The organism is Gemella haemolysans, assembly GCF_028308085.1.
Lineage (GTDB): Bacteria > Bacillota > Bacilli > Staphylococcales > Gemellaceae > Gemella > Gemella haemolysans_D.
Window position 1 is genome coordinate 14430 of sequence record NZ_JAQMFS010000094.1, and the last position, 13869, is coordinate 28298.

General features: G+C 29.4%; 11 protein-coding genes. 1 reads left to right on the top strand and 10 read right to left on the bottom strand.

Annotated elements, in window-relative coordinates; all coding sequences use genetic code 11:
• Window positions 1-887: 887 nt before the first annotated feature.
• Complete coding sequence (locus PNO30_RS07735) at window positions 888-1535, bottom strand: GDSL-type esterase/lipase family protein (RefSeq protein ID WP_271965054.1); 648 nt, start codon at window positions 1533-1535, stop codon at window positions 888-890.
• Window positions 1536-1705: 170 nt separating this feature from the next.
• Here PNO30_RS07735 and PNO30_RS07740 point away from each other — a divergent pair, with 170 nt between their 5' ends.
• The gene (locus PNO30_RS07740) at window positions 1706-2611 is read left to right on the top strand and encodes a cation diffusion facilitator family transporter (RefSeq protein ID WP_271987826.1); all 906 of its coding nucleotides are present in this window, start codon (window positions 1706-1708) and stop codon (window positions 2609-2611) included.
• A gap of 43 nt (window positions 2612-2654) precedes the next feature.
• Here PNO30_RS07740 and PNO30_RS07745 read toward each other — a convergent pair whose 3' ends face one another.
• From PNO30_RS07745 to PNO30_RS07785, 9 genes are all read right to left on the bottom strand, one after another.
• Window positions 2655-3338 carry a YjjG family noncanonical pyrimidine nucleotidase gene (locus PNO30_RS07745; protein ID WP_271987828.1) on the bottom strand — a complete coding sequence of 228 codons (684 nt, stop codon included), beginning with the start codon at window positions 3336-3338 and terminating at the stop codon, window positions 2655-2657.
• A gap of 86 nt (window positions 3339-3424) precedes the next feature.
• Window positions 3425-4471: an LLM class flavin-dependent oxidoreductase gene (locus tag PNO30_RS07750; protein ID WP_271987830.1), complete on the bottom strand. Its 1047-nt coding sequence runs from the start codon at window positions 4469-4471 to the stop codon at window positions 3425-3427.
• Window positions 4472-4533: 62 nt separating this feature from the next.
• Entirely contained in the window at window positions 4534-4941 is a 408-nt protein-coding gene (locus PNO30_RS07755; protein WP_271987832.1) for a MarR family winged helix-turn-helix transcriptional regulator, read from the bottom strand.
• Between the two features lie 139 nt (window positions 4942-5080).
• Window positions 5081-6871, bottom strand: coding sequence for an ABC transporter ATP-binding protein (locus tag PNO30_RS07760; RefSeq protein ID WP_271987835.1), 1791 nt, complete (start codon window positions 6869-6871; stop codon window positions 5081-5083).
• On the bottom strand, window positions 6864-9017 hold the full coding sequence (locus tag PNO30_RS07765; RefSeq protein WP_271987837.1) for an ABC transporter ATP-binding protein: 2154 nt from the start codon (window positions 9015-9017) through the stop codon (window positions 6864-6866). Before PNO30_RS07765 ends, PNO30_RS07760 begins: the two co-directional genes overlap by 8 nt.
• Window positions 9004-9468 carry a MarR family winged helix-turn-helix transcriptional regulator gene (locus PNO30_RS07770; protein WP_271965047.1) on the bottom strand — a complete coding sequence of 155 codons (465 nt, stop codon included), beginning with the start codon at window positions 9466-9468 and terminating at the stop codon, window positions 9004-9006. Before PNO30_RS07770 ends, PNO30_RS07765 begins: the two co-directional genes overlap by 14 nt.
• A gap of 156 nt (window positions 9469-9624) precedes the next feature.
• Window positions 9625-11070: an N-acetylmuramoyl-L-alanine amidase gene (locus tag PNO30_RS07775; RefSeq protein WP_271987839.1), complete on the bottom strand. Its 1446-nt coding sequence runs from the start codon at window positions 11068-11070 to the stop codon at window positions 9625-9627.
• Between the two features lies 1 nt (window position 11071).
• Window positions 11072-11524, bottom strand: a complete 453-nt coding sequence (gene dtd, locus PNO30_RS07780) for a D-aminoacyl-tRNA deacylase (protein WP_271965045.1) — start codon at window positions 11522-11524, stop codon at window positions 11072-11074.
• Between the two features lie 8 nt (window positions 11525-11532).
• Window positions 11533-13710, bottom strand: a complete 2178-nt coding sequence (locus tag PNO30_RS07785; protein ID WP_271987841.1) for a RelA/SpoT family protein — start codon at window positions 13708-13710, stop codon at window positions 11533-11535.
• Window positions 13711-13869: the final 159 nt, after the last annotated feature.

Sequence of the window (13869 nt, forward strand, 5' to 3'; positions counted from 1 at the left end):
ATACAATCTCATTGTCTTTATTAATAAGTAAATTCTCAATAGAATATTTATATATGAATAAGTCAATATATGGATTCATTCATTTTTTATTGGTATTTATAATTTTCTTTAATAGTTGGTTACTGGAAGTAGTTCATTTAAATAGATATGGTAAAGATAGTTTTCTAAATTATTTCTTTTTAATTTCTCAAACTTTTGTTGTCTTAAATTTATTAATAAGAAATACATTTGATATTAAATTCATTCTTGCAACGTTAGTGCATTTATCCGTGATATTGAGTGTTCAACACATCACAGAGTACATCCTCACAGATAATAAACAATTAATGATAAAAAAGCTTACTGAACCATTTTGTTACATTCACACTGGACGAACATTAGCCCTCTTTTTAGGTTTAATATTCATTGATTATTGTTATTGGTTCATACTTCTTGCCTTTACGATAAGTCAGTTATTCCCTAGTTTTATATCTAGAAGTATTCATGTTCGAGATATTAATTTTAGTCATTTAACTAGTCATTTATTTATTATGACTAACTTTATTACTTTTTCTTTGGTATTAAGTGATTTATATCTTAATATTCCACCGGATAGATATTGGTTAATTAGTGTTATTTTTATTATTTTACTAAATATCTATTATAGAATTTTTAAAACTATCGATCGAACTTTAACTAAGCAATCTGGTAATACATACATAATCGGAATATATTTTACAATACTTAGCATAACTTTTACTAATCAATTTATTATTTCAGAATTCAATTTGATATATATGCTTCTAGCTATTTTAACTATATATATAAGTAAAATATCTTTTAAACAATATAAAAAACAAATCCGATGATAATCTTTCATATCTAGAAAGTTTATCATCGGATTCTTCTTATCTTGCTTCTTCGTAATCTAACACTTCAGATACTTTACTAGCAATATACTTCGCTAATTTTTCATGATTTTTTTCATCTAAGTGAATACAGTCAATTAATGAAGTCTCGGCTACACGCCCCGCATTTAAAAAGTCTACTTCATATTTATCACTTACCTCTTTAAATGTTTGAGCTAAGAATTTTGATTGTTTTAAACTGTTTTCGTCAAATTCCCCAAATAAGCTTTGTCTTTCTACTATTTCATCACGTAAAGGAACTGGTGAAACGATAAGAATTTTCGGAATTTTATATCCCGCGATTAAGTGTGGATTTCTTATATATTTAATATATTCTTCGACTCCTCTTGCTATATGTTTTGCACTCGGATTAAATTGTTTTTTCAAATCATTAGTACCTAACATGATTATTACCAAGTCCACAGGTACATGACTTAACATTAAAATTGGTAATGTATCAATACCACATCTAACCGGTACAATTGTATCTTTTGCAGTAACTGTTCTTCCGCAAAGAGCTTCTTCTATAATAGTATCATTAGGACGAAATTCTGCTAGTAATTTAGTCCAACGTTTGTCAGTTCTTACTCCATCCTCACCTGGGACATATCCCCAAGTGTTGCTATCCCCAATACATAAAATACGCATAATTTTCTCCACCTTTTTTCTTCTAAATTCTTCTTAATTTTATCAAACTAATATAAAAAATGCAATAGAGCCAGATGATAAAAGTACTAATAATTGTTATCAGTGCAGTATTTTTGTAATATCCTCTCTCTTAAATTATAATAACAATATTATAATTTAAGGAGGACAAAATGATACAAACAAATTTCCATCATAAAAAACATTATAAAATTCAAGCATACTCAAAAAAAGTACTTTATACAACATTAATTTTAACAATAAGTTTTGCATTATTAGAATATATCGGAGGGCTTCTATCTAATTCATTAGCGTTATTAGGCGATTCATTTCATATGTTTTCTGATGTTATTGCATTAGGATTCAGTTTAATAGCCTTACTATTCAGTTCAAAAAAGCCAAACAAAAAATACACTTTTGGTTTTGTGAGATTAGAAGTACTAGCAGCCTTTATTAATGGTTTAATGCTACTAGGTATTTCAATTTATTTAGTTTTCGAAGGATTTATGAGATTCTTCAATCCGAGAGATATTGATTTCAAATCTATGCTGATAATTTCAACAATAGGTTTAATCTTCAATATTGTAGTAACGATAATTTTAACAAAAAGTTTAAAAGAAGAAGATAATCTTAATATTCAAAGTGCTTTATGGCATTTCCTTGGTGATTTAATCAGTTCAATCGGAATTATAATTTCATCAACAATTATTTACTTTACAAACTATCAAATCGTTGACGTTATTATGAGTATTATTATCAGTATAATATTATTTAAAGGTGGATATAAAATTACTAAATCATCATTTGTAATTTTAATGGAAGCCACTACTTTAGATACCGAAGAAATTTACAATAAGATTAAAGAGATAGAAGGTATTGCAGATATTCATGAATTCCACATTTGGCATACTGATACTAATGAAATTAACGCAGCAATGCATATCCTTTTAAATGAGTATAATACTGCTAAAGATTATATAATAGTAGAAAATGTAAAAATTCTTCTAAAAGAACAATACGATATTGAACACTGTTTTATTGCTTTAGAAAATATTAAATACAATGATCATAGTTTATAAAAGGAGGAGTCTAAGTTGAATAAATATCAACTTAGACTCCTTTTTATAATTCCAATAAATCTATAGTTTTCGCTATTTTATACGTAGGTACTATCTCTGGATTAGAAGTTTTATGAATATCTACTAAACAACTATCTATTCCAACATTGTTAGCACCTAGTATATCAGATGTAAGAGTATCCCCTATCATTAAAACTTCATCCTTATTTTCTACATCTATTTCTTTTAAGATAATATCAAAAAATTCTTTATCTGGCTTTTTGCTACCAATTTCTTCGGAAATAAAAATTTTCTCAAAGTATTTATTAAGATTATTATTTTTTAGTCTTGTATGTTGAGTAATTCCAATTCCATTAGAAGCTACATATAATTTATGAGTTGATGTTAACTTCTCTAACATTTCAATTATTCCATCAAAAAGTTGATTCCCTTCAGCAAGATATCCTCTATATCTAATATCTACTTCATTACCATCAACTTTTCTATCAAACAACTTAAAAAATCTTATAAATCTCTCACTTGTAACTTCTTTATTTGATATTTCTCCACGTTCAAAACTTCTCCATAGAAATTTATTTATCGTTTCATATTGTTCAAATAACTCATCATTATATTCTATATTCTCATCTTCTAATAATTTTCTAAAAGCTAAAACTTGTGCTTTACCAAAATCTAACAATGTATCATCTAAATCAAATAATAAATACTTATACTTATCTAAAATCATCGTTTCACTCCATTTATGTATTATTTAATCATTATAACACAGAGAATACTCTTTTGAAAAATATAGCTTAATTTATCTCATAAAATTTATTTTTTATTCTTAAAATATTCTCGAACTCGTGGAGCTACTTCTTCTCCAAATAGTTTTATAGCTTTCATTATATCTTCATGTGGCATAGACCCAAGAGGTAGATGTAGCATAAATCTATCTAATCCTAATGTTTCTATCATATCAATAAGTTTATTGGCAACTGTTTCTGGACTACCTACCAACATAGATCCATCTGGCCCTACGCTATTTAAATATTGCTCGAAAGTAAGAGGTCTCCAAAATGGTCTATCTTTTGAAATTGCATCAACTACTTGTTTTGTTGGATGAAAATATTTTTTAATCGCTTCTTCATCCGTATCAGCTACGAATCCCCAAGAATGTGAAGCGACTTTTAACTTATCGTTACTATGACCTGCATTACGTCCTATAGCTCTATAATAATCTATTAAACCTTTGAAAGCTTTATATTGACCTCCTATTATTGCATAAGCTATAGGTAATCCTTTTTGAGCTATTTTAATAGTAGACTCCGTATTTCCTCCTGTCGCTACCCAAATTGGAAAATCTTCTTGAACACTTCTCGGATACACTCCCTTATTTTCTACCTTTTGTGTATATTTTCCTTCCCATGTTAACATTTCATTATCTTTAATTTTCTCTAACATCGCTAATTTTTCATCAAACAGTTCTTCATAATCACCTAAATCATAACCGAACAACGGAAATGATTCTGTAAAAGAACCGCGACCTACCATTACTTCTGCTCTACCTTTAGAAATAGCATCGATTGTTGCATATTGTTGATAAACTCTTACTGGGTCCGATGATGATAATACTGTTACTGCTGAACTTAATTTTATATTTTTTGTAACAGCCGCACCAGCTGCTAATAAAATTTCTGGTGCTGATACTGCAAAATCTTCTCTATGATGCTCACCAATTGCGTAAAGATCTAAACCAACTTCATCTGCAAGTTTCATTTCTTCTATCATATCTCTAATACGTTCATCATGTGCAGGTGTTATTCCTGTTCCTTCAATTTCTGTAGTTTCACCAAATGTACTAATTCCTAACTCTATCATTTTATGTCCTCCTATATTATCTCAATTTCAAGATATTTATTTATTAAAAAAGGCATAAGCCTCTAGTTTATTTTTTTTAAGATTTCTTTTAATATTACTAACTCTTTGTCATTTATTTTTTCAAAAATTTTCTTAGTATTTTTTTTATGCGTTGGAAATATGTCATCTATTAATTTCATTCCTGTTTCAGTCAATCCTATATAAGTTACTCTTTTATCCTTTTGGGAAATCTTTCTAATAACATATCCTTTTTTTTCAAGGTTATCTACAACATAGGTTGCACTGCCACTAGCAAGTAATATTCTATCCCGTATTTCTTGAATACTCTTCTCACCTTTACTATATAAAAATTCCATAACAGCAAATTCAGTCGCATTAATTGGATAATTCTTTAAAGTTCTCTTTAAATCATCTACTAATAAATTACTAGCCCTCATAATTCCAATAACGGCTTTAAACTCATTATTCATAAGGATTCTCCTATCTTATTTACACATATTCACATCATAATTATCTCGAATATGAGATAATTATACTTTATTAACTTTATATTGTCAAAGAAATAATATTAAAAGACATCTAGAGAGAGATCTCTAAATGCCTTTAATTTTATTCTGCAAATTGACTTTGATATAATTCTGAATAGAAACCTTTTTGTTCTAGTAATTCGTTATGGTTACCTTGTTCGATAATATCTCCATCTTTTAATACCAGTATTTTGTCTGCATTTCTAATTGTTGATAAGCGGTGGGCTATTACGAATGTAGTACGACCTTCCATAAGTTTATTCATTGCTTTTTGAATTAGTACTTCTGTACGTGTATCTACACTTGAAGTTGCTTCATCAAGAATTAATATAGGTTTATCAGCAAGTATTGCACGAGCAATTGTTAATAATTGTTTCTGTCCTTGCGAGATATTTGAAGCATCTTCATTTAATTCCATATCATATCCACCCGGTAAAGTTTTAATAAAGTGATGAATGTGAGCTGCTTTAGCCGCTTCTATTACTTCTTCATCTGTAGCATCCAAACGACCATAGCGAAGGTTTTCCATTATTGTTCCTTTAAATAACCATGTATCTTGTAGTACCATTGTAAAGTAAGAACGAAGCTCAGCTCTATCTAATTTAGAAATATCTTTCCCATCAATATAAATATTTCCACCGTTGATATCATAGAATCTCAAAAGTAATTTAACCATTGTTGTTTTACCTGCTCCTGTAGGTCCTACAATAGCAATCATTTCACCTTTTTTAACATCACTAGTAAAGTTTTTAATAATAATCTGATCTTCTACATAGCCGAATTTAACTTTATCAAATACAACATTACCCTCTTTATTAGTAACTGTTTCAAGTACTTCTGCATCTTCTTCATCTTTAGCATCTAAGAACTCAAAAACTCTTTCTCCAGCCGCAGCCATCTTTTGAATTTCTGACATAGACTGTGCTATTTGACCAATTGGCTGAGTGAAGTTTCTTATATATTGGATAAAGGCTTGAATATCACCTACACCAATTGTTCCTTTAGAAACTAATAATCCACCTGAGAAAACAATACCAACATAACCTAGGTTACCAACAAAGTTAATCACAGGGAACATTAATCCTGAGAAGAAGTTTGCTTTCCATGATGATGTATATAATTGTTTATTTTTATCGTTGAACTCTTTTACACTTTTTTCTTTATAGTTGAATGCTGCAATAATATTCTGACCTGAGAAACTTTCTTCTACTTGCCCATTCACATCAGAAAGCATTTTTTGTTGGCTTCTGAAATATTTTTGACTCCATTTTGTTATAACGCCTAATAGGATTCCCGAAACAGGGATTAAAGCTAACGCAATAAGCGTCATTAAAGGACTTATTGTAAACATCATTACCAATACCCCTAAAACTGTTGCAGTATTAGAAATTATTTGTGTAAAACTTTGGTTAAGTGATTGACCTAATGTGTCCACGTCATTTGTTACACGTGATAAAGTTTCACCTACTGTACGTTGTTCAAAGTATCCAACAGGTAAAGTATTTATTTTCTTACTTATATCTTTACGAATGTCATAAGTCATTTGTTGAGAAATATTACTCATCAACCAACCTTGAATAAACATGAATAATGATGAAAGTATATATAAACCTAATACAGTAAGTAAAATTCCTGCTATTTTCTCAAAGTTGATACTACCTTCATTACTAATCTTAGCTACTAAGCCTTCAAAAAGTTCAGTAGTTGCTTTCCCCATAATCTTAGGCCCTACTATACCAAATACAGTACTAGCTAATGCAAAGAATACAATCAATATGCTTGAGAGTTTATACTGTGTAAACATCAGTTTGATAATTCTTTTTAATGTTCCAGAAAAGTTATTAGCTTTTTCTATTTTTTGATCTTTAGCCATGATGTTTACCTCCTTTTTGTAATTCTTCTTCACTAAGTTGGCTTTCTGCAATTTCTAAATATGTTGGACAAGTTTCTAGAAGTTCTTGGTGTTTTCCGATTCCAACTATTTTACCTTCATTCATTACGATAATCTTATCTGCATTTAAAATTGTTGCAATACGTTGGGCAACTATTATAGTAGTTACACCAGCCATTTCTTCTCTTAAAGTTTTCCTTAATTTAACATCTGTTTTATAGTCTAGTGCTGAAAAACTATCATCGAAAAGAAGTATCTTAGGATTTTTCGCTAACGCACGAGCAATTGAAAGACGTTGTTTCTGTCCACCAGAAACATTTGATCCACCTTGTGAAATCTCACTATTAAATTTATCTTCTTTTTCATTGATAAATTCTATTGCTTGAGCAATTTCAGCAGCTTTTCTCATTTGCTCATCAGAAATATTTTCATCAGCAAATTTAATATTTGATTCAATATTACCACTAAATAATACTCCTTTTTGAGGAACAAATCCTAAAGTGTCTCTTAATTTACTTAAACTTATATCTCTAATATTGACTCCATCAATTGAAATTTCACCTTCACTAGCATCGAAATATCTAGGAATCAAATGAAGCAATGTAGATTTACCACTACCCGTACTTCCTATAATTGCTGTAGTTTTTCCTGCTTCTGCTTCAAAGCTAATGTTACTTAATACTGGACTATCAGCACCATCAAATGTAAAGCTAACATTATCAAATTTTAATGTACCCTTCACATCTTGAAGCTTACTATCATCAATATGTTTACTATCTACGACAGTAACCTCTGTTTCCAGTACTTCATTAATACGGCCTGCTGCAACTTCTGCACGAGGTAATTGCATCATTAAGAATGTGAAGAATAAGAATGACATTACTATTTGCATTGTATATGTAATAAATGCCATCATATCTCCAACTTGAATACTACCAGAATCTATATTTTTTCCACCAACCCAAATTATTAATAATGCAATTCCATTCATTATTAATATAATCATTGGCATAAGCGCTGACAATGTTCTATTGATAAAAAGTTGTTCATTTTTAAGAACAGTATTTTCTTTATCAAATCTTTCTTCTTCGTATTTTTCACGTCCAAAAACTCGGATTACAGAAATACCAGTTAATGCTTCGCGAGTCACTAAGTTAACTCTATCTATTAATTTCTGCATAATTTTGAATTTAGGCATTACTAAGAATGAGATTATTCCTATTGTTAACCCTAGAATACCTACACCTAATGCGATTATCCAAGTCATACCTGTATCTGTTTGTGTAACTTTGTAAACTCCGTATACTGCCATCATAGGTGCATAAATCGCAATAAATAACATCATATTTAAAGCATTTTGGATTTGTTGAATATCATTTGTACTTCTTGTAATTAATGAAGCAGTTGAAAATTTATCGATATCTTGTTTAGAAAATGATAGTACCTTGTTATACAATTTCTCACGCAAGTTATATGCTATTTCCGAAGAAATTCTACTAGCAATAAAATTCGAAATAATACTACCAATACCTGAAATAAATGTCACGATTATCATCATGATTCCTACTTCTTTAAGGTAATTTTTTCTAATTTCGTTAGTGTCGATACCTACATTATTTCTATATTCTTCTTTTACATAACGAATACCAGCCTGTTTTGTAATCATATCTGCTGAATTTCCTAAGTCACTAATTGATTTATTCTTTTGTTCAATTAAGCTATCTTTTTTAACTAAACCTAGTTTTACTCCTTCTGCAACCTTTGCTAAGTCTAGGTTTTCAGATTTTGCACCAGATACTACAGTCATAGTATTTTTTAATATATCATTTAATTCACTACGTTCTTGCTCATTAATGCTATCAAGTTTATAAACATCACCGTCTTTTGTATATTTAGATGTTACTTTCTTGATTTCATCGTCTGTCATGAATAATTCTAATTCATTTAATGACTTTTTGCTGATTTTTTCAGGAACGGAATCTTCAATACCACTTTGTTGAATACCTTTATCCACAATATTACTTGTATAGGTTGGTAATGCAAGCTCTGCGACAACACGAACTCCTAATATCGCAACTAAAAATATCATCGGTACTAAGAAACCTTTTAAATATTTAATTAGTTTCATTTTTTTCCTCCTTTTCTTGTAGTTCTTCTCTTAATACTAGATTTGTTTTTGTTAGCAATATATTAAATGCTTCCTTTTCTCGAGCATCAAATTTATTCCACATAGATTCGAACCAAGCTTCATAAGCTCTTCTATGTGATTCTATGCATGCGGCTCCTTTTTCAGATAAACTAAGATATTTTTTCCTTTTATCTTTTTCATCTGTACTTTGAACAACAAAATCTTTTTCTAGTAATTCACTTACAAGTGCTGTAACTCTAGGTTTTGTCACATGTAGTTCTTCACCTAACTCCTGCATAGTAATTTTCCCTTTACAAGATAAAAATAACATTGCTTGAAATTCAGGTTTTCTATACGGTGTATCACTTTTCTTATGAAATCTTTTCATTATCAATCTAAATTCTTCCATCATATCCATTGCTACGTGATATGATATTTCATTTCCACTCATTTTCTACCTCCTTTAATTTTATAAATTAGTTCACAACATTAACTAATTAGTTAACCTTGTTAACTATTATATTTTATTTTATACTATTAGTCAATAAAAATTTTGATTTTAAATAAAAAAGATTAACCTAGAAGTTATCTAAGTTAATCTTTATTTTTATTTACTAAATACCCAAGCTTGAGCAATATTATTTTTTAGATCATTTTCTGTAAAGCCATTATAACTTGTAAGTTTTACATCATCATCATTTGGATCATTTATATAGAATTTGTCATCTTCAAAGCCTCTAATAACTTTGTACGTCACTCTATCACCAAATACACCAGATTTTAATCTAACAAGAACTGGCTTATTATCTTTTATGGCACTTTCTATATTTTCGATTAATTTGTCCGTCTCAACTCTTTCAACCTTAAGATTATATTTATCTGCGAAAGCTGAAACAATTGTAGGTTGTGTCCCTTGATTTTTAATATAGTATTTATTTCCTGCCCAAGACGCAAGTTCTTCTACAGTTGCTTCATCTTTACCTATATACTTCGCAATCATAGCAAGTGAAATAATAGCATCTCCATTGGTTTCGATTGTTTTCTTACTATCTAATCCATATGAAATATTTTTATATGCATCTTGTTTCATATAATACATAGGAACAGAAAGACCTTTTTGAGGTAAGTTTAGTAACTGTTCTTTTCTCTTAGCATTATAATTATCGACATTTATTAGATAATATAAGTAGCCTTCGATTCCCTCTTTTAATGAATCTATATACTGTTTATTCACAGTTTCATTATTTAATAAGTCAACATCAACTTTTTTATCTAAATTTGCTGATATTACTTTTACTTGTGGTAATTTATCACTAAGTTGAGAAAAATTCCCTTGTTTTTCAGAAGATGATACTTTTGATAAATAGTGATCTGAAAGATTTTTCTCGATGCTTCTTGCTACTATTGAAGACTGTTGAGTTCCGTAGTATATCTTCACTCCAAAAGTATCTTTATTACTAGTGTTTGTAGTATCTATATCCATTAACAATTCTACTGAATTTTCAGCAGCAATTTTTGTTATTTCTTCCTTTGTAGGCGAAATATCATCATTATCTCTAGTTAAAATCACTTTTATACCATCTTTTTCTAACAACTCTTTTAGTTGTTTAGCTACTTTTAGATTATAAGACTTAGAGTGTACTCCTTTATAATCTACATCCTCATCTTGTTTCGTTACTGGATTTAATAATATTGAATAAGATTTTAACTTTTCTTTATTCTGATCTTCAGGGCTCTTCTGTCCACTTCCCAAAATGCTCCATCCTGGCACCCATCCAACAAAACTATCATTTGTTTTAATCTCATACCAAGTATCCGACTTACTTAGCATTTCAACATTATCCCCAGCAGTTACTTTTTTTAATACTGGATATGTATCATCCGGACCTGTTCTCAGCTCTATTTCTTTAGAAATAGTAATATTATTCTGAGCATCAGCCGAAGGATTCATCTTTTCTCCAATGAAGTTTATAAGCCCTCCTATTACTAATAATAATAGTAGCGCAAAAATTACTAATAATACTCCATTTCTATTTCTTCTTTTTATTCTCATATTAATTTCCTGCTGATAGTTTTTCGTAAACAATAGTTACTGGACCATCATTAACAATATTCACTTCCATCATTGTTTGGAAAATTCCAGTCTCTACCTTTACACCTTCTTCTCTTAGATATTCATTAAATTTTTCATATAACTCATTAGCTTTTTCTGCACCTGCAGCACTGGTAAAACTAGGTCTATTACCTTTCTTAGTATCTGCATATAAAGTAAATTGTGAAACTGATAATATACTTCCACCTACATCTTTTAGACTTAGGTTAATTTTATCATTTTCATCTTCAAATAAACGAGCTTGTGAAATTTTTTTAGCTAAATACTTTGCATCTTCTTCAGTAGACTCCTTATGTACTCCTACTAGAAGACAGTATCCTTTATCAATACTTCCCACAATTTTATTGTCTACACTAACGCTAGCTTTTTTAACCTTCTGCAATACAATTTTCATATTTTCACCTATTTAACTATTCTTTCTACACTATAAACATCTGGAATCTGTCTAAGTTTTTTAATCATAAATTCACATTCACTAACATTTTTCACATATATTCCAATAGTTATTACACACGTTTTATCAACTTTAGATTCAGAATTTAATTTTTTAATTTCTACTCTACTCTCACTCAATGTTAATAGTACATTTTGTAGTAATAAATCTCTATCAAAAGCATGTATTTGTAATGTAACACTATAACGACGAGCGTTTAAGCTTTCAACCCATTCAACTTCAAGTAGTCTAGCTTTGTCCTCTTCTGTTAAATTAGGACAGTTATGTCTGTGAACAGTAACCCCACGTCCTTTGGTAATAAATCCAACTATCTCATCTCCAGGTATAGGCTGACAACATTTTGATAATCTAACAAGAATATTATCAACACCTTTTACATAAACACCTGTTTCAGTCACTATTTTTTTAGTTTCTTCTGCATTGAAAAGTTTCTCAATTTTTTCTTGAGTCATCTTTTCTTTTCTAATTTTCTCAGTCAATCTAGCAAATACTTTATTAGCCGTAATTCCACCATAACCAATAGCAACATACATTTCTTCAAGATTAGCAAATTTATATTTATTAAGTGCAACTGCAATATTTTCATCTGTTAACACTTCATCAATATCAAAGTTATTTGCTTTAATCTCATCTTTTAATAATATTTCACCTTTAACTAAATTTTCTTCACGAGCAGCTTTTTTGAAGAATGCTTTAATTTTTGATTTAGTTTGTGATGATGTAGCTATTTCTAACCAAGAGCGTTTTGGCCCTGTAGAATTTTTACTAGTACGAATATCACAAATTTCACCAGTAGATAATACATAATCAAATGGTTCTATTTTATCATTTACTGTTGCCCCTACCATTTTATTACCTACTTCCGAGTGAATCGCATAGGCAAAGTCCACAATACATGATCCTTTTGGTAATTCTATAATATCACTATTTGGTGTGAATACATAGATTTTATCACTTAATAAATCTACTTTTAATGATTCCATAAAGCTTTCTGCTGTTGCTTCAGTTTCGTCATTTTCAGCGATTTTTTGGAACCAATTTAATTTTTCATAAAAGTTATTATTTTTATTTACTTTCTTACCTTCTTTATATGCCCAGTGTGCAGCAATCCCTTTTTCAGCAATTTCATGCATTTCATAAGTTCTAATTTGAACTTCTAAGGTTTGGCCATCCGGAGCAATTACCGTAGTATGTAGTGATTGGTACATATTAGGTTTTGGCATAGCAATATAGTCCTTGATTCTTCCTGGAATAGGAACCCAAAGATTATTTACCAACCCCAAAGTAGCATAACAATCAGCCACACTATCAACTAACACACGAACAGCTAATAGATCATAAATTTGGTCAAAAGTTTTATTTTGTTTAACCATTTTTTTATAAATACTATAAATATGTTTTGGTCTACCAGTAACTTGGGCTTTAATGTTGTTTTCAGCTAAAATCGAGGTAATACTTGAACATGCATCTTTTATGCTTTCTTCCCTAGCACTTCTTTTCTGTTTCATCATTCCTACTATTGAGAAATATTGAGATGGATGTAAATATCTAAGTGAAGTATCTTCTAGTTCCCATTTCACCGCACTAATCCCTAATCTATGAGCTAAAGGCGCATAAATTTCAAGTGTCTCACTAGAAATTTCACGTTGTTTTTCCTCTCTCATATATTTCATAGTTCTCATATTATGTAGCCTATCTGCTAACTTAACGAAAATTACACGCAAGTCCTTTGCTATAGATACAAATAGTTTTCTATGATTTTCTGCTTGTGATTGTTTTTTAGAGCGGAATTTTACTTTATCTAATTTTGTAACACCATCAACTATTACAGCTATATCTTCACCAAATGTTTCTTTAATATCATCAAATGTATACTTAGTATCTTCCACAACATCATGTAAAAATCCTGCACAAATTGTTGCATAATCTAATTTAAGCTCAGTTAAAATTCCTGCAACTTGAACTGGGTGTAATATGTATGGTTCCCCTGATTTTCTAAATTGTCCTTCATGAGCAACTTTTGCAAATTCATAAGCTTTTCTTATTATTTTTATTTGCTCTTCTGATAAATATTTACTCGCCATATCTTCTACATTTTCATAACTATATGGATATTCAAGATTCACAGAAATTCCTCCTTTATCAAAATTTAATCTACCCTTTATAATACCACAAATTAAGGAAAATTTCCCGTGATTTAACTAAAAATATTACAATTTTAAAGTATTTTCATAATTTACTTAATTAGCTATTAAAAACTATATTAGCAATTCAATTGATAGATA

Excerpts from the sequence above, each read along its gene's own strand:
- PNO30_RS07770 (WP_271965047.1), bottom strand. The coding sequence starts at position 9,468 with ATGAGTGGAAATGAAATATCATATCACGTAGCAATGGATATGATGGAA.
- PNO30_RS07765 (WP_271987837.1), bottom strand. The coding sequence starts at position 9,017 with ATGAAACTAATTAAATATTTAAAAGGTTTCTTAGTACCGATGATATTT.
- PNO30_RS07750 (WP_271987830.1), bottom strand. The coding sequence starts at position 4,471 with ATGATAGAGTTAGGAATTAGTACATTTGGTGAAACTACAGAAATTGAA.
- PNO30_RS07775 (WP_271987839.1), bottom strand. The coding sequence starts at position 11,070 with ATGAGAATAAAAAGAAGAAATAGAAATGGAGTATTATTAGTAATTTTT.
- PNO30_RS07760 (WP_271987835.1), bottom strand. The coding sequence starts at position 6,871 with ATGGCTAAAGATCAAAAAATAGAAAAAGCTAATAACTTTTCTGGAACA.
- dtd (WP_271965045.1), bottom strand. The coding sequence starts at position 11,524 with ATGAAAATTGTATTGCAGAAGGTTAAAAAAGCTAGCGTTAGTGTAGAC.
- PNO30_RS07740 (WP_271987826.1), top strand. The coding sequence starts at position 1,706 with ATGATACAAACAAATTTCCATCATAAAAAACATTATAAAATTCAAGCA.
- PNO30_RS07755 (WP_271987832.1), bottom strand. The coding sequence starts at position 4,941 with ATGAATAATGAGTTTAAAGCCGTTATTGGAATTATGAGGGCTAGTAAT.
- PNO30_RS07745 (WP_271987828.1), bottom strand. The coding sequence starts at position 3,338 with ATGATTTTAGATAAGTATAAGTATTTATTATTTGATTTAGATGATACA.
- PNO30_RS07735 (WP_271965054.1), bottom strand. The coding sequence starts at position 1,535 with ATGCGTATTTTATGTATTGGGGATAGCAACACTTGGGGATATGTCCCA.